At 62.9% G+C, this 15,913-nt stretch carries 15 protein-coding genes; 10 read left to right on the top strand and 5 right to left on the bottom strand.

The genetic code is table 11. The features are described from left to right. Window positions 1-150 precede the first annotated feature (150 nt). The 4 genes from HWE01_RS08455 to HWE01_RS08470 all read right to left on the bottom strand — a co-directional run bounded on the left by HWE01_RS08455 (window position 151) and on the right by HWE01_RS08470 (window position 3,902). Entirely contained in the window at window positions 151-1,272 is a 1,122-nt protein-coding gene (locus HWE01_RS08455; protein ID WP_241821533.1) for a DegT/DnrJ/EryC1/StrS family aminotransferase, read from the bottom strand. A 97-nt stretch (window positions 1,273-1,369) separates the two neighbouring features. Then, on the bottom strand, window positions 1,370-1,741 hold the full coding sequence (locus HWE01_RS08460) for a DMT family transporter (protein ID WP_008328240.1): 372 nt from the start codon (window positions 1,739-1,741) through the stop codon (window positions 1,370-1,372). Beyond that, a complete protein-coding gene (locus tag HWE01_RS08465) occupies window positions 1,738-3,465 on the bottom strand; it encodes a glycosyltransferase family 39 protein (protein WP_008328241.1) in 1,728 nt (575 codons plus the stop codon). The genes HWE01_RS08460 and HWE01_RS08465 overlap by 4 nt, the downstream gene beginning before the upstream one ends. Before the next feature lie 56 nt (window positions 3,466-3,521). Then, window positions 3,522-3,902, bottom strand: a complete 381-nt coding sequence (locus HWE01_RS08470; RefSeq protein ID WP_008328242.1) for an Mth938-like domain-containing protein — start codon at window positions 3,900-3,902, stop codon at window positions 3,522-3,524. 390 nt (window positions 3,903-4,292) lie between these two features. Here HWE01_RS08470 and HWE01_RS08475 point away from each other — a divergent pair, with 390 nt between their 5' ends. Together HWE01_RS08475 and HWE01_RS08480 are read left to right on the top strand one after the other, a co-directional pair. Further along, on the top strand, window positions 4,293-5,522 hold the full coding sequence (locus tag HWE01_RS08475; RefSeq protein ID WP_034350244.1) for a pyridoxal phosphate-dependent aminotransferase: 1,230 nt from the start codon (window positions 4,293-4,295) through the stop codon (window positions 5,520-5,522). A gap of 72 nt (window positions 5,523-5,594) precedes the next feature. After that, the gene (locus HWE01_RS08480; protein WP_008328246.1) at window positions 5,595-6,905 is read left to right on the top strand and encodes a homoserine dehydrogenase; all 1,311 of its coding nucleotides are present in this window, start codon (window positions 5,595-5,597) and stop codon (window positions 6,903-6,905) included. Window positions 6,906-6,993: 88 nt separating this feature from the next. Here HWE01_RS08480 and HWE01_RS08485 read toward each other — a convergent pair whose 3' ends face one another. Beyond that, entirely contained in the window at window positions 6,994-7,431 is a 438-nt protein-coding gene (locus HWE01_RS08485) for a surface-adhesin E family protein (RefSeq protein ID WP_034350578.1), read from the bottom strand. 331 nt (window positions 7,432-7,762) lie between these two features. Between HWE01_RS08485 and thrC the strand changes: the two genes are divergently transcribed. The 8 genes from thrC to HWE01_RS08525 all read left to right on the top strand — a co-directional run bounded on the left by thrC (window position 7,763) and on the right by HWE01_RS08525 (window position 15,904). After that, window positions 7,763-9,223, top strand: a complete 1,461-nt coding sequence (gene thrC / locus HWE01_RS08490) for a threonine synthase (protein WP_241821534.1) — start codon at window positions 7,763-7,765, stop codon at window positions 9,221-9,223. A 157-nt stretch (window positions 9,224-9,380) separates the two neighbouring features. Next, a complete protein-coding gene (locus tag HWE01_RS08495) occupies window positions 9,381-10,670 on the top strand; it encodes a molybdopterin molybdotransferase MoeA (protein ID WP_241821535.1) in 1,290 nt (429 codons plus the stop codon). Between the two features lie 16 nt (window positions 10,671-10,686). Continuing rightward, the gene (locus HWE01_RS08500) at window positions 10,687-11,529 is read left to right on the top strand and encodes a DUF817 domain-containing protein (protein ID WP_241821536.1); all 843 of its coding nucleotides are present in this window, start codon (window positions 10,687-10,689) and stop codon (window positions 11,527-11,529) included. Window positions 11,530-11,558: 29 nt separating this feature from the next. Continuing rightward, entirely contained in the window at window positions 11,559-11,816 is a 258-nt protein-coding gene (moaD, locus tag HWE01_RS08505; RefSeq protein ID WP_008328251.1) for a molybdopterin converting factor subunit 1, read from the top strand. A gap of 1 nt (window position 11,817) precedes the next feature. Beyond that, entirely contained in the window at window positions 11,818-12,450 is a 633-nt protein-coding gene (locus tag HWE01_RS08510) for a class I SAM-dependent methyltransferase (RefSeq protein ID WP_241821537.1), read from the top strand. 152 nt (window positions 12,451-12,602) lie between these two features. Continuing rightward, window positions 12,603-13,973, top strand: coding sequence for a GntT/GntP/DsdX family permease (locus tag HWE01_RS08515; protein ID WP_241821538.1), 1,371 nt, complete (start codon window positions 12,603-12,605; stop codon window positions 13,971-13,973). A gap of 67 nt (window positions 13,974-14,040) precedes the next feature. Continuing rightward, the gene (gene moaE, locus HWE01_RS08520; protein WP_241821539.1) at window positions 14,041-14,493 is read left to right on the top strand and encodes a molybdopterin synthase catalytic subunit MoaE; all 453 of its coding nucleotides are present in this window, start codon (window positions 14,041-14,043) and stop codon (window positions 14,491-14,493) included. 64 nt (window positions 14,494-14,557) lie between these two features. Continuing rightward, on the top strand, window positions 14,558-15,904 hold the full coding sequence (locus HWE01_RS08525) for an Nramp family divalent metal transporter (RefSeq protein ID WP_008328255.1): 1,347 nt from the start codon (window positions 14,558-14,560) through the stop codon (window positions 15,902-15,904). The last annotated feature ends 9 nt before the right edge of the window (window positions 15,905-15,913 follow it).

A 15,913-nucleotide genomic window follows, 5' to 3' on the forward strand; every position in this document is an offset into this window, starting at 1 on the left:
ACGGAGCCGTATCGACGTCCATAAATCAAAGGCCCGATGCGCCACGATCAGCTTCATCGCGGCGTTCAGGCCAGGGAGTGTGCTGCTGCGACATTGCAGGAATGCAAATAAATCGAATTATGCCGAATTTCTTCGCATCAACCGCAAAAATCAGCCAAGCACCGATTTTACCGTTTCAACTGCGCGCTCAACGTCTTCTTTACTCATTGCATTGAACATGGGCAGCGAGACGATGCGCTGGCCGACGCGCTCGGCCACCGGGAACATGCCTTCCTTGAAGCCGCGTTCACGGTAGAGCTTGAGCAAATGAATGGCCGGGTAGTGATAGCCAATGCCGATCTGCTTTTCCATCATCTTTTCCATGAAGGCGGCGCGGGTGATGCGTTCTGGCAGGACCAGCTGGAACATGTGCCAGTTGGAGTTGTCGAGATCGGCCACCGGCAGCTGGGCGCCGTAGTTGGCTTCGAAGTCGCTGCCGAAGCAGGCGAAATAGTGGCGTGCCAGCGCCTTGCGATGGGCGGTAATGGCGTCGATATGGGCGAACTGCCCCAGGCCGATGGCGGCGGCCACATCGGTCATGTTGAACTTGCCACCCAGGACGTCCACTTCCAGGCCGTCGAAGCCGCTGCGGGTGACGCCCTGCAGGCGGTATTTCTCGGCCAGGCGGGCTTCCTCGGCATTGTTGAGCACCAGGAAACCGCCTTCGGAGCTGGTGACGTTCTTGTTGGCCTGCAGGCTGAAGGAAACGAAGTCGCCGAAGGCGCCGATGCGCTTGCCGTTCCAGGTCGATCCCAGTGCCTGGGCGGCGTCTTCCACCACGCGCAGCTGGTGCTTGGCGGCAATGGCGTAGAGGCGGTCCATGTCCACCGGCAGGCCGGACAGGTAGATCGGGATGATGGCCCTGGTACGCGGGGTGATGGCCGCCTCCAGCTGATCCAGGTCGATGTTGCGGGTGACCGGATCAATGTCGGCAAAGACCGGGGTGGCGCCGGTCTCCAGGATCACGTTGGCGGTGGCGACCCAGGAGATCGGGGTGGTGATGACCTCATCGCCCGGCCCGATGCCAGCGATGCGCAGGGCGATTTCCATCGTGCAGGTGCCGGAACTGAAGGTGCGTACGATGCGCCCGTCCAGGTACTCCGACAAGGCCTTTTCGAAGGCCTGCACCTTGGGGCCGCTGGTGATCCAGCCCGATCGCAGCACGTCGCCGACGGCGGCGATGGTGGCTTCATCGATGGTGGGTTTGGCAAACGGCAGAAAGGGCAGGCTCATGGTGAAATCCGGTCAGACGATATTCAGGGGGGAGGGCCGCGCCAGGCGGCAGGGCTGTTGCCGGCGCGCCGGGCGCACGGCAACGCGGTATTGTAAATCAGCTTCTGGTCAGCAAGACCACACCGACGATGATCACGCCAATGGCCAGCAGGCGCTGCGGGGTGACCGCCTCACCCAGGAAGTACCAGGCACCGATGGCATTGATGATGTAGCCCAGGGAAAGCAGCGGGTAGGCGATGGTCACATCCACGCGCGACAGGCCGATGATCCACACGCCGACCGAAATCACGTAGCAGGACAGGCCACCGATGATGGGCAGCTGGGTGGCCAGCTTGAGCCCGGTGGAAAACCAGTTGTCCGCCGTCAGGTGGATCGCGCCGACGGCATTGGTGCCGGCCTTGAGCAGCAATTGTGCAACTGCGTTCAGGCAGATGCCGACAAAGATGAAGCCAAATGTCGTCAGGTTCATTTCGCGGCCTTCTTCTCGCCAGCGGCCGGAACGGCGGGGGCCGGATCATTGGCCACGATCACCCGGCGCGGGTCCTGGCCGATCAGGCGCATGGGCAGCTTGCGCTCGACCAGCTGCTTGTAGATGGTCGGATCGATGATGGCGATATCCTTCTTGCCGGCGGCATGGTCGGCCACCCACTGTGCCACGAAGGCATCGACGGTCGGCAGCCACAGTTGCGGTTCCTGCTTGAGGCCGAACTCCATCTCATCGGCATGCTCCACCAGGATCATGGTGCGGCGCAGATAGAAGGGCAGGGCCTGTTCATAGCGGCCGACCAGATAGATCGGTGTTTCCGGCTTCAGTTCGGCCTGCAGGACGGGCACGTAGTCCACGCCTGCGGAATAGCGGCCTTGCGGGTCATGGCCCAGCATCAGCAACTGGCCGGCCAGGAAGGCGGTGGTCGCCAGTGAGGTCACGGCCCAGTCCTTGTGCTGACGCGCCAGACGGATGGCGGCGATGCCGCCGACGAAGAAGATCAGGGCACCCGCATACAGGTAGGGCACGTGGGCTTCGATCAGCGGCAGGGAGTAGGCGTTCTTGGCCAGCGAGGGCACGCGCGGGATGAAGGCCAGCGCCACCGCCGAGGGCAGGGCCACCAGCGAGCCGGCCCAGGCCAGCGCCTTGTAGTCGGCTTCTTCCAGATAGCAGGCGATCAGCAATGCCAGCGCCGGGAAGATCGGCAGGATGTAGGAGGGTAGCTTGGAGTCCGAGATGCTGAAGAACACGAAGATGAATACCGCCCACACCAGCAGCAGTCGCTTGGGCTGGAAGCGTCCGCCGTTGAGACTGTTGTAGCCGGCCGTATCGCGCTGTTCGCGGGTGCCTTTCCACAGGCTCTGGAAGAACACGCCCAGCCAGGGAATGATGCCCAGTACCAGAATGGGGATGAAGTAGTACCACGGACCGGTGCGGCTATGAATCTTGGTGGTGAAGCGCTGGAAGTGTTCGTGGATGAAGAAGAACTGCGGGAACTCCGGATTGCGCAGCGACACCGCCAGGAACCAGGGGGTGCAGATCGCAAAGAACAGGATCAGGCCCTTGATCAGGTGCAGCCGCTTCCAGATCGCCCAGTCGCGCGCGAAGATTGAATAGAGTACCAACACCGCGCCCGGCAGGACGATACCGATCAGACCCTTGGACAGCACCGCCAGCGCCATGCCGGCCCAGCACAGCAGCATCCAGTTGCGCTGGCTCTCGCGGGAGGCGCCGTCGCGCTGCGCCATCAGGAGCGAACAGAGGGCGATGGTCATCATCCCCGACAGCCCCATGTCCAGCGTATTGATGTGGCCCATGCCCGCCCAGAAGAAGCTGGAGGCCAGCACCAGTGCCGCATAGAAGCCCACGCGGCCATTGAAGATGCGGGTGCCGGTATAGCTCGCCAGGCCGATGCCGAGCAGGCCGCACAGGCCCGTCCACAGGCGCGCCTGCCATTCACCCAGGCCAAACAGCTCGAAGGTGATGGCATTCATCCAGGTTTGCAGGGGTGGCTTCTCGAAGTACTTGATGCCGTTCAGGCGGGTGGTGATCCAGTCTTGCGTGGCCACCATCTCGCGCGCCATTTCGGCATAGCGGCCCTCGTCGGTGGGCACCAGCACGCGGGCGCCCAGCATCCAGAACCAGACCAGCAGGAAGAGAATGATCAGCGTCCAGACGAACGCCTTGGATTTGTACAGTTCGCGCATTGACAGCGGTTCCTTGTTGCGTGTTCTTCGGTTTCTTGTCGCGGCAGGTGCCGGCGTCAGGCCTGGGGTGCGATGATCAGCGCCAGGGCCACCTTGCGCCCTTCGGCCATGAGAATGTTGTAGGTGCGGCAGGCCGCCTGGTTATCCATGCACTCCACGCCGATGCGGCGCGCGGTCAGCGCCGTGGTCAGCCTGGGATGCACGAAGCGCTGGCGTTCGCCGGTGCCCAGGATGACCACATCGGGCGCGGTAGCATCGATCTGGGCGAAATGCTCGGTGGTGAGTGCCTCGAAGCGCTCTACCGGCCACGGCACCGGTTCACTTTCGGGCAGTACCAGCAGGCTGTTGGTGAACCGGATGGCATTGAGCTCGACACCGTCTTCGTCGTAGGCGGTGACGGTCTGGTATTGCTTGGTTTCGGTCGAATGGAGCTTCATCGCAGATGGGCAGGATGGGTTGCAGGCGGCCCCGCGGGGCGAACGTCCAGGCCATGATGTCAGGTCGACATACATCGCGGCAACCTGGTCGTAAAGTGCGCCATTGTAGCCGTTTCCGACCCTGGCGCACGCCTATTTGATTGATAAAATGCTTAGCTTTGGGCAAAATGGCCGGTTCCCGGCAAGCCCATGGGGCGCCGCCGCAGGCCTCTTTGCAAGTGCTTTACACTGCACTGCAGCAGGCAAAAACATGCAGGAAAATGACGGCAAGCGTGGTAATGGAGAGAACCGCGAGGTAAAGGTTCCGGTCCGGCGCATGCGGCCGATGAAGCAGGGCAGGCCCGGCCGGCAGCCGGTGCGGCCTGGCGCGAAACGAATAGAGGAAGAGCTGTGCGACCGATTCAGAAATCCAAGAAGCTGGCAGATGTGTGTTACGACATTCGGGGTCCCGTGCTGGAAAAAGCGCGTCAGATGGAGGAAGAGGGCCACAAGATCATCAAGCTCAATATCGGCAACCTGGCCGCCTTCGGCTTCGATGCGCCCGACGAGATCGTGCAGGACATGATCCGCAACATGGGCAATGCCTCCGGCTACACCGATTCCAAGGGCCTGTTCGCCCCGCGCAAGTCGGTCATGCACTACACCCAGCAAAAGAAGATCGAGGGTGTCACCATCGATGACATCTATCTCGGCAATGGCGCCTCCGAACTGATCGTCATGAGCGTGAACGCGCTGCTCAACACCGGTGACGAAGTGCTGGTCCCTTCGCCCGACTATCCGTTGTGGACGGCGGCGGTGAGCCTGTCGGGCGGTACTCCGGTCCATTACGTCTGCGACGAGCAGCAAGGCTGGCAGCCCGACATCGCCGATATCAAGAAGAAGATCACGCCCAACACCAAGGCCATCGTCGTCATCAATCCCAACAACCCGACCGGCGCGCTCTATTCGGTGGACGTGCTCAAGGAAATCATCGAACTGGCGCGTCAGCACCAGTTGATCATTCTGGCCGACGAGATCTACGACAAGGTGCTCTACGACGGCAACACCCATACCTCGCTGGCCTCGCTGGCCGATGACGTGCTGTTCATCACCTTCAACGGCCTGTCCAAGAACTATCGTTCCTGCGGCTACCGCGCCGGCTGGATGGTGGTGTCGGGGGAGAAGAAGCATGCCCGCGACTACATCGAAGGCTTGAACATGCTGGCCTCCATGCGCCTGTGCGCCAATGCGCCTGGCCAGTTCGCCATCCAGACCGCCTTGGGCGGCTATCAGAGCATCAACGACCTGGTGGCGCCCAATGGTCGCCTCACCAAGCAGCGCGACCTGGCACACCGGCTCCTGACCGATATCCCCGGCGTGACCTGCGTGAAGCCCAAATCGGCGCTGTACATGTTCCCGCGCCTGGATCCGGAGATCTATCCGATCAAGGACGATCAGGAATTCGCCTACGAGCTGCTGGCCGAGGAAAAGGTGTTGATCGTGCAGGGCACCGGCTTCAATTGCCCCACGCCGGACCACTTCCGCGTGGTGTTCCTGCCCAACACCGACGACCTGACCGAGTCCATGGGGCGCATTGCGCACTTCCTGGAAGGCTACCGCCGTCGTCACGGTACGGCCTGATCCGTTTCTGCAGTCCCCGTCATGCTGCGGCCAGCGGCGTGACGGTCATTTTTCATCAACCACGAAGACAATATGAAATCCATCAAAGTAGGTTTGCTCGGCATCGGCACCGTGGGTTCCGGTACTTTCAATGTTCTCCAGCGCAACCAGGAAGAGATTGCGCGCCGTGCAGGCCGGGGCATTGAAATTACCATGGTCGCCGCTCGCAATACTGCCCGCGCGACCGAACTGACCCAGGGAAAAGTCAAGGTCGTCAACGACGGCAACCTGGTGGTGAACGATCCCGGGATCGATATCGTCGTGGAACTGATCGGCGGTGATGACATCGCCCGCGACCTCGTGCTCAAGGCCATCGCCAACGGCAAGCACGTGGTCACGGCCAACAAGGCCCTGATCGCCAAGCACGGCAATGAAATCTTCAAGGCGGCGCAGGAAAAGGGCGTCATGGTGGCCTTCGAGGCCGCCGTGGCCGGTGGCATCCCCATCATCAAGGCGCTGCGCGAAGGTCTCACCGCCAACCGCATCCAGTGGGTCGCCGGCATCATCAACGGCACCACCAATTTCATCCTCTCCGAGATGCGCGACAAGGGGCTGGACTTCGACGTGGTGCTCAAGGAAGCGCAACGCCTGGGCTATGCCGAAGCCGACCCGACCTTCGACATCGAAGGCGTGGACGCGGCCCACAAGCTGACCATCATGGCCTCGATCGCCTTCGGCATCCCGGTGCAGTTCGACAAGGCCCATGTGGAAGGCATCACCAAGCTGCAGGCCAGCGACATCACCTACGCCGAGAAGCTGGGCTATCGCATCAAGCTCCTGGGCATTACCCGCCAGACCGAGAAGGGCATCGAGCTGCGCGTACACCCGACGCTGATCCCGGCCTCGCGCCTGATCGCCAATGTCGAGGGCGCGATGAATGCCGTGGTGGTGCGCGGCGATGCCGTGGGCGAAGCGTTGTACTACGGCAAGGGTGCCGGTTCCGAGCCGACCGCCTCAGCGGTCATCGCCGACCTGGTCGACATTACCCGCCTGGCGACCGCCGATCCGGAGCACCACGTGCCTTCGCTGGCCTTCCAGCTCAATGCCATGGCCGATACCCCGGTGCTGCCGATGAGCGAAGTGGTGACCAGCTACTACCTGCGCATCCGCGTGGCCGACCAGGCTGGCGTGCTGGCCGATGTGACGCGCATCCTGGCTGATTCGACCATTTCCATCGATGCCATGCTGCAGAAGGAGCCGGCCGAAGGCGAGCAGCAGACCGACATCATCATGCTGACCCACCAGACCCAGGAAAAGAACATCGAGGCCGCCATCGCCAAGATCGAATCCCTGGCGACCGTGGTTGGTCAGGTCACCAAGATCCGCCTGGAAGAACTGGGCTGATCAGCGCTCAAGGCAGCAATGAAAAACGGAGCTCGCGGGCTCCGTTTTTCATTAAATCGGGAAAGGGGGTGGTCAAGGCCCCCTATGATCATTTCTTCAGTTCGAAATTGCAGACCGCCTGCAGCATGGCGTCGCCCACCGACATCGGTTTGGGCTTGTTGAACTCTTGTCCCTTCAGGGCATCGCTGTGGTCACGCTTGTCGCCCTTGCCATCGTTCTCGGCGAAGATGATTTCACGCACCAGCTTCATGGAGCCGGCCTTGCAGTTGTACTGGTGCAAGTCCTTGTAGGACTTCAGGGTCGGGAAGCTCGGGTCGCCGTTGTTGGGGCGGGCTTGCTTGAAGTTCCACATCGACCAGGCCTCGCGGATGCCGCCGGATTCGATGATGGAGTCGGTGTCCACCAGCAGCTCGGAGCTGTCCGTGCCGCCCAGCGATTGCCAGTTCTCGGCATGCGCCGGCAGGCTCGCCAGCAGGGCGCCGAACAGGCCGGCCGTGGCCAGCAGGGTCTTGATCTTGTGGTTCATGCCGTTTTCCATCCTTTTGAGTGTGAAATGCGTCTTTGATGTGGCCAGCGCGCAAACATTCCCGCCATCCCGGCGGTGCTGCACGAAGTGGCGCAGCATAGCCCGGCCATGCGCGGCTTTCAAGGGCGGTAACGTTTTATTTCAGCTGCCCTCCATGCCATGATGATTCGGTGCAACATTGGCCGTGCACGACCAGCATCGTTGGCCATGGCACGGCATCCCGGTGCAGCTTTCTTCCATGCCGCGCTTTTGTGCAGCGCCCGCTGGCCGTATAATCGAGGACTTTCCTCCCACTCCACGCTCTCGCCGCCTGCCGGCGCATCCTATCGACATGCACTACGTTTCCACCCGCGGTCACGCTGCAACTCCTTCCTTTTCTGACATCCTGCTGGGCGGCCTGGCCCCTGACGGCGGCCTGTACCTGCCGGCAGCGTATCCGCAGGTCAGCGGCGCCGAACTGGATCAGTGGCGCACGCTGTCGTATGCCGACCTGGCCTTCGAAGTCCTCAAGAAATTCGCCACCGACATTCCGGAAGCGGACCTCAAGGCGCTGGCCCACAAGACCTATACCGCCGACGTCTACCGCAACGCCCGCGTCGGTGAAGATGCCAGCCAGATAACCCCGCTGCGTACCCTGCAGGACGAGCAAGGCAAGAAGCTGGTGCTGCAAAGCCTGTCCAACGGCCCCACGCTGGCCTTCAAGGACATGGCGATGCAATTGCTGGGCAATCTGTTCGAATATGCGCTGGCCAAAAAGGGCGCGGAATTGAACATCGTCGGCGCCACCTCAGGCGACACCGGCAGCGCTGCCGAATACGCCATGCGTGGCAAGAAGGGCATCCGCGTCTTCATGCTGTCGCCGCACAAGAAGATGAGCGCCTTCCAGACCGCCCAGATGTTCAGCCTGCAAGACCCCAACATCTTCAACCTGGCGGTCGAAGGCGTCTTCGACGATTGCCAGGACATCGTCAAAGCCATCTCCAACGACCTGGAGTACAAGGCCACCAAGAAGATCGGTACCGTCAACTCGATCAACTGGGCACGCGTGGTGGCCCAGGTGGTGTACTACTTCCGGGGCTACCTGGCCGCGACCACCAGCAATGAGCAGAAGGTGTCCTTCACCGTCCCTTCGGGCAACTTCGGCAACATCTGCGCCGGCCACATCGCCCGCATGATGGGCTTGCCCATCGACAAGCTGGTGGTGGCCACCAACGAGAACGACGTGCTGGACGAATTCTTCCGCACCGGCCACTACCGCGTGCGCAAGTCGGCCGAGACCTACCACACCAGCAGCCCGAGCATGGACATCAGCAAGGCCTCCAACTTCGAGCGCTTCGTCTATGATTTGCTGGGCCGCGACAGCGCCCGCGTGAAAGCCCTGTTCCACAAGGTCGAGACCGAGGGCGGCTTTGACCTCAGCGGCCAGGCCGGCAGCGACGGCAATGAATTCGCCAGCGTCATGCAGTACGGTTTTGCCTCCGGCAAGTCGACCCACGCCGACCGTCTGGAGACCATCCGCTTCGCCGAGAAGGCCTATGGCATTACCGTCGACACCCACACTGCCGACGGCATCAAGGTGGCCCGCGAACATCTGGTACCAGGCGTGACCATGATCGTGCTGGAAACCGCCTTGCCGGCCAAGTTCAATGAAACCATCCGCGAAGCCCTGGGCCGCGATGCCGATCGTCCCGCCGGTTTCGAGAACATCGAGGCGCTGCCGCAGCGCTTCGAGGTGATGCCGGCCGATGCCGCCCGCGTGAAGGCTTACGTGGCCGAGCATACCGACCTGTAAGCCGCGCAGTCGTCATTGCAACGCCGTCCGCGCCCAGCGCCCGGACGGCGTTTTTCATGGAGCGCGGCGGGGCGCTGATTGCATTAGAATGTCGGGTCGCTGTATCGACCAGAAAACAACGCTCACCCGTCATCCGATCTTCTCCCTCAGGCTTGCCATGTCCTCCACGTCCACTCCCACCGTCGCCCCCTCATCCGACCAGCCGCCCCGTGCTCCCATGCAGGACGTCAGCCAGGCGCTCGACACCTTGCTGGCGGCTGCCGTGCCGGTGCTGGAACACGAGAGCGTTGATGTCCTGGAGGCTGGTGGCCGCGTGCTGGCCGAGCCGGTCACGGCCTGCATCGACGTGCCCGGCATGGACAATTCGCAAATGGATGGCTACGCCGTGCGTGCGGCCGATTGCGCATCGGGCCAGGCCCGCCTGCGCGTGTCGCAGCGCATTCCGGCGGGCCACGTGGGCCAGCCGCTGGAACCGGGTACGGCGGCGCGCATCTTTACCGGTGCGATGATGCCGCAGGGCGCTGACGCCGTCGTCATGCAGGAAGCCTGCGAGACCGAGGGCGACTACGTGGTGATCCGCCATGTCCCCAAGAGCGGTGAATGGGTGCGCATGATCGGTGAAGACATCCGCCAGGGCAGCACCATCCTCGCGGCCGGCACCCGCCTGCGCCCGCAGGAACTGGGGTTGGCGGCCTCCATCGGTCAGGCGCGGCTGCAGGTGCTGCGGCCGGTGCGTGTGGCGGTGTTCTTCACTGGCGATGAACTGACCATGCCCGGCCAGCCATTGAAGCCGGGCGGCATCTACAATTCCAATCGCTTCTTGCTGCGCGGCCTGTTGCAGAAACTGGGCTGCCAGGTGAGCGACTTCGGCATCGTGCCCGACAGTCTGGAGGCGACCCGCCTGACCCTGCGCGAGGCCGCTCGCGAGCACGACCTCATCATCACCAGCGGCGGCGTCTCGGTGGGGGAAGAAGACCATGTGAAGCCCGCTGTCGAAGCTGAGGGCCGTATCAACATGTGGCAGATCGCCATGAAGCCTGGCAAGCCGCTGGCGTTTGGCCAGGTGCGGCGCGGAACAGAGGTGGGTGAAGAGGGAAGTGAAGCTTTCTTCCTGGGATTGCCGGGCAATCCGGTGTCGTCCTTTGTGACCTTCCTGCTGTTCGTACGGCCCTTCATCCTGCGCCTGCAAGGGCTGCCGCACGAGTCCGTGTTGCCGCAGCCGGTGGCCATGCGGGCCGACTTCGACTGGCCGCGCGCCGACCGCCGCCGGGAATTCCTGCGGGTACGTCGCAACGCTCAGGGCGGGCTGGATCTTTTCCCCAGTCAGGGGTCGGCGGTGCTGACCTCGACCGTCTGGGCCGATGGTCTGATTGACAATCCGCCCGGACAAACCATCGCTGCCGGCGATACGGTGCAGTTCCTGGCGTTCGATGCGCTGCTGAACTGAAGCCGACGGAGCTCCGATGAGACTGGCTGACATCGATCAGTACCTGAGCAGCAGCATTCCCAGCGAGGCCACCGGCTGGCGTCGCTTCGTGCTGGAATTTCTCGTGTTCGGCATCAAGGAAGCGCGCTGTTGCCTGTTTGCGGGCCTCTTCTTCGCCGCCGTTTTCCTGATGCCGCGCGCTGGACTGCTCGGCCTTCCCCGCTATGATGCCTTGCTGCTCTTCGCCTTGCTGGTGCAGGCATGGATGGTCTCGACCCGGATCGAAACCATGGCCGAACTCAAGGCCATCAGCGTCTTCCACGTGGTCGGTTTTGCGCTGGAGGTGTTCAAGACCTCGGGGGCGATCCAGTCCTGGAGTTATCCTGACTTCGCCTATACCAAGCTGTTCGGGGTGCCGCTGTTTTCCGGATTCATGTATGCCGCCGTGGGCAGCTACATCATCCAGGCCTGGCGCCTGTTCGACCTGCGCATCCAGCATCATCCCCCGTACTGGATGGCGACCCTGATCGCCTTGCTGATTTACGTCAATTTCTTCACGCATCATTACATCGGCGACTACCGCTGGTATCTGGCGGCTTGCGCACTGGGTCTGTATGCCCGCTCCACGGTGCTGTTCCGCCCGCTGGACCGGGACCGCAAGATGCCGCTGCTGCTGGCGTTCCTGCTGATCGGGTTCTTCATCTGGCTGGCCGAGAACATCAGTACCTTCTTCGGCATCTGGCGCTATCCCAACCAGATGGGGGCCTGGTCCACCGTGCACCTGGGCAAATGGAGTGCCTGGTCGTTGCTGGTGATGATGACCTTTACCATCGTGGTTCATCTCAAGCATATCCGCAGCAAGATTCATATCGCCCACTGAGGGTCTGCTGCCATCATCAAGGACATCCCATGAAAATCGAACTCCGTTTCTTCGCCAGCGTGCGCGAAGCCCTGCAGACCTCGCAGGAAATCATCGAGCTGCCCGACAGCGTCAAGACCGTCGGCGACGTGCGCGCCTTCCTGATGGGCCGGGGCGGCATCTGGGCCGAAGTGCTGGGACCGGAAAAGAACCTGCGCATGGCCTACGACCATGAAATGACTGAGGCCGATACCGAGATCGTCGATGGTGGCGAGGTGGCCTTCTTCCCGCCCGTCACCGGGGGCTGACATGAGCATCGGTCGCGATCCGGTAGTGGGCACGATTGCGCACTACAGCAGCAACGCGCAAAGTTTCCGCGAGGGGACCTGGGATCATGACGTCAGCCAGAACATGGCGGCCCTGCTCGATGCCCTGCACGCCAGGTCGGGGCCAGCCGGGCAGGGGCCGTTCACGATCCTGGACCTCGGCTGTGGTCCGGGACGAGACCTGATCGAATTCACCCGGCGTGGCCATGTGGCCGTGGGGCTGGACGGCACGGCCGAATTCGTCGAGATGGCGCGCGCGGCCAGCGGCTGTGAAGTCCTGCATCAGGATTTCCTGCAGCTGGATCTGCCGCTGGCACGCTTTGACGGCATCTTTGCCAATGCCTCGCTGTTTCACGTGCCGTCCACCGAGCTGCCGCGCGTGCTGGGACAGCTGCATGCCAGCCTGAAGCCGGGTGGCATCCTCTTCAGTTCCAATCCGCGCGGCAATGATCTGGAAGGCTGGAGCGGTCCGCGCTATGGGGTCTGGCATAGCCTGGAAGGCTGGCGGCGCTATGTGGTGCCAGCGGGCTTCGTTGAATTGCGGCATTATTACCGCCCTGACGGTTTGCCGCGCGAGCAGCAACCGTGGCTGGCCAGCGTCTGGCAAAAGATGTAAGACCCGCATCCAGCGGGCTGAGACCGGACATTCGGCATGCCGGATTCTTTGGGAGGAGACCAGGCCTGCCCCAAACAGGCTTGCGGAGGGGTGCAAAAGACATCGTTCAATGAAGCGATGCGCATTCATCCACACCTGTAGAAGGATCTATCTTGATTTCGACGCATCTGGCCGCCTGGGCGGCCCAGGACACGCAATTGCTGCTGGTGACGCTGGCCGCACTGGTCACCATTGTGGTGCTGATCAGTTTCCTGTCCATCGCTCCTTTCCTCTCCATCCTCATCGGCACCTTCGTGGCCGGCATCGGTGCCGGCCTGCCGCTGGAAGACATCGCCAAGGCCTTCAGCAAAGGGGCCGGCAGCCTGCTCGGTGAAGCCGGCATCATCATCGCGCTGGGCGCCATGCTGGGCGCGCTCATGGCCGAATCGGGCGCAGCCGACCGCATCGTCAACACGCTCCTGCGCTATGCGCGCGGCAGCATCATCCCCTGGATGATGGCGCTGGTGGCGCTGGTGGTCGGCCTGCCGCTGTTCTTTGAAGTGGGGCTGGTGATGATGGCCCCGATCATCTTCGTCATGGCGCGTCGTTCCGAACTGCCGATCATGCGCGTGGCCATTCCCGCGCTGGCAGGCATGACCACCTTGCACGCGCTGCTGCCGCCGCATCCGGGCCCGCTGATCGCCGTTTCCGCGCTGCATGCCGACCTGGGCACGACCATGTTGCTGGGCTTCATCGTGGCCATTCCGGCGGTGATCATTGCCGGTCCGCTGTACGGCAACTTCATCGCGCCGCGCCTGAACCTGGCCGAACCGGACCAGATCGGCAAACTCTTCAGCGCCCGTGAAGGCCAGTCGCAGCCCAGCTTCCTGGTGGCGCTGGTGACCATCCTGCTGCCGGTGGTGCTGATGCTGGGCCGCACCGTGGCGCGCATCTGGGTCACGCCCAAGACCGAGCTGTTTGAAATGCTCAACTTCTTCGGTGAACCGATTATTGCGCTGACCGTGACGGTGCTCTTTGCCGTGGTGGTGCTGGGCTGGGGCCAGGGCAGCAGCCGCTTTGAAGTCGGCGCCACGCTGCGCCGTGCCTTGCCGCCCATCGCCGGTCTCCTGCTGACCATCGGCGCGGGTGGCGGACTGAAGCAGACCCTGCTGTCGGCCGGTATCAGCGACACCATCACCAAGATCGCCGATGGCACCCACGTCCCGCTGATCCTGCTGGCCTGGATCATCGCCGTGGCGCTGCGCCAGGCAACCGGTTCGGCCACCGTCGCCACGACTGCCACCGCCGGCATCGTCGCGCCGCTGGTGGCGGGCCTTTCTGCCACCCACAATTCGCTCATGGCACTGGCCATCGGTGCGGGCTCGGTGTTCTTCTGCCACGTCAATGACGCCGGCTTCTGGATGGTCAAGGAATACTTCGGCCTGAACCTGAAGCAGACCCTGGCCACCTGGTCGGTGATCCAGACGCTGGTCTCGGTGATCGGGCTGGGCATGACGCTGCTGCTATGGGGACTGCTGGTCTGATCCCGCTGCACTCGCGGGCGGGCTGGCGCTGGTAGAATCGCAGCCTGCATTCATTTCCGGTTGAACCATGCCCGTCCGCGTCCAGACTGCCGATTTCGATCTCTCCACTGAAGTGGCGCAGCTGCGCCTGGCCAATCCGCGCGTCGGCGCAGTAGTCAGTTTCGTGGGCACCGTGCGCGATCTCAATGAGGGCGCGGCGGTCTCGGAGATGGAGCTGGAACACTATCCCGCCATGACCGAGCGCGCCCTGGAACAGATCGTGGAGCAAGCCAAGGCACGCTGGCCGATCTTCGATGCGCTGGTGATCCATCGCGTCGGTCCCATGCAGCCGCGCGAGCAGATCGTGCTGGTGGCGGTGACTTCACCGCATCGCGGCGAAGCCTTTGCCGCCTGCGAATTCATCATGGATTACCTCAAGACCCAGGCCCCGTTCTGGAAGAAAGAACAGACGCCGGACGGCGCACGCTGGGTCGACGCCCGCGAGAGCGACGACACGGCGCTGGCCAAGTGGGCGCAATAAGGCAGCATCGCCCGGGACGTTGATCCCGGCGACGCCATCAACGGCACACAGGGGGATTTTCGTCTTGCCATTCACTTTCCGCTTTCCCCGCATCCCGGGTTTGCCCACGACGGCCACGGCTCCGTTCTGCCCTTCCGAAGTCGCCGGTACCGTCAACGTACCGCGCGGTGCTTCGGTCTGGCAGAAGCTGCGCATCTACGTGGGGCCGGGCCTGCTGGTCTCGATCGGCTACATGGACCCCGGCAACTGGGCGACATCGATCCAGGCAGGTTCACAGTTCGGTTACCAGCTGCTGTTCGTGGTGATGCTCTCCAGCCTGGCCGCCATCGTGCTGCAATGCCTGTGCGCGCGGCTGGGGATCGCTACCGGCAAGGACCTGGCAGTGCATTCGCGGGAGCACTATCCACCGGCTGTGGGCAAGGGCATGTGGGTGCTGGCCGAGCTCTCCATCATCGCCTGCGATCTGGCCGAGGTGCTGGGCTGCGCGCTGGCCTTCAACCTGCTGTTGGGAGTGTCGCTGCCGGTGGGCGTGCTGCTGACGGCGCTGGACACGCTCATCGTGCTGGGATTGAAGGGCAGGGGATTCCGCCAGGTCGAGGCCATCATCCTGGGCCTGGTCATCACCATCGCCGCCTGCCTGCTGGCGCAGCTGGCCTTCGTCAAGGCGGACTGGCATGAGGTGATGCAGGGCTTCGTCCCCTCGCTGCAGGCCATCTCCAGCCGCGAACCGCTGTACCTGGCCATCGGCATCATCGGTGCCACGGTGATGCCGCACAATCTCTACCTGCATTCCTCCATCGTTCAGACCCGCAGCGTGCAGCGTGATCCGGCGTCGCTGCTGGAGGCGGTACGCTACACGCGGGTCGATACCACGGTCTCGCTGTTGATCGCCATGGTCATCAACGCCACCATTCTGATCCTGGCGGCAGCGGCCTTCCACAAGAGCGGCAATACGCAGGTCGCCGAGCTGGATGAGGCCTATCACCTGCTGGACCCCATCACCGGGTCGGCCATGGCCGCCATTCTGTTTGGCGTAGGCTTGTTCGCTTCCGGACAGAGTTCGACCTTCACCGGCACCATTGCCGGGCAGGTCATCATGGAGGGTTTTCTCAAGCTCAAGATTCCCTGCTGGCAGCGCCGCGTCATCACCCGCGCGCTGGCCCTGGTGCCCGCGTTGATCGGCGTGCTCACCCTGGGACCGCATTCGGTAGGCAAGCTGCTGGTCGCCAGCCAGGTGGTGCTGTCGCTGCAGCTGCCCTTTGCCATGTATCCGCTGATCCGCCTCACCAGCCGCCGGGATCTGATGGGCGACCTGGTCAATCGCTGGTGGGTGAGCGCGGTGGCCTGGCTGCTCTTCGTGACCATTTCGGCGGCCAATGTGTGGTTGGTGTGGCAGGTGTTTGCGGAGTAGCAAAAAGAC

Origin of the sequence: Herbaspirillum sp. C7C8, from assembly GCF_022627875.1 — a bacterium.
In the GTDB taxonomy this organism is placed as follows: domain Bacteria; phylum Pseudomonadota; class Gammaproteobacteria; order Burkholderiales; family Burkholderiaceae_D; genus Herbaspirillum.

Coding starts and splice junctions, on each gene's coding strand:
- HWE01_RS08480 (WP_008328246.1), top strand. CDS start 5,595: ATGAAATCCATCAAAGTAGGTTTGCTCGGCATCGGCACCGTGGGTTCC.
- HWE01_RS08470 (WP_008328242.1), bottom strand. CDS start 3,902: ATGAAGCTCCATTCGACCGAAACCAAGCAATACCAGACCGTCACCGCC.
- HWE01_RS08500 (WP_241821536.1), top strand. CDS start 10,687: ATGAGACTGGCTGACATCGATCAGTACCTGAGCAGCAGCATTCCCAGC.
- HWE01_RS08455 (WP_241821533.1), bottom strand. CDS start 1,272: ATGAGCCTGCCCTTTCTGCCGTTTGCCAAACCCACCATCGATGAAGCC.
- HWE01_RS08460 (WP_008328240.1), bottom strand. CDS start 1,741: ATGAACCTGACGACATTTGGCTTCATCTTTGTCGGCATCTGCCTGAAC.
- thrC (WP_241821534.1), top strand. CDS start 7,763: ATGCACTACGTTTCCACCCGCGGTCACGCTGCAACTCCTTCCTTTTCT.
- HWE01_RS08510 (WP_241821537.1), top strand. CDS start 11,818: ATGAGCATCGGTCGCGATCCGGTAGTGGGCACGATTGCGCACTACAGC.
- HWE01_RS08495 (WP_241821535.1), top strand. CDS start 9,381: ATGTCCTCCACGTCCACTCCCACCGTCGCCCCCTCATCCGACCAGCCG.
- moaE (WP_241821539.1), top strand. CDS start 14,041: ATGCCCGTCCGCGTCCAGACTGCCGATTTCGATCTCTCCACTGAAGTG.
- HWE01_RS08485 (WP_034350578.1), bottom strand. CDS start 7,431: ATGAACCACAAGATCAAGACCCTGCTGGCCACGGCCGGCCTGTTCGGC.
- moaD (WP_008328251.1), top strand. CDS start 11,559: ATGAAAATCGAACTCCGTTTCTTCGCCAGCGTGCGCGAAGCCCTGCAG.
- HWE01_RS08465 (WP_008328241.1), bottom strand. CDS start 3,465: ATGCGCGAACTGTACAAATCCAAGGCGTTCGTCTGGACGCTGATCATT.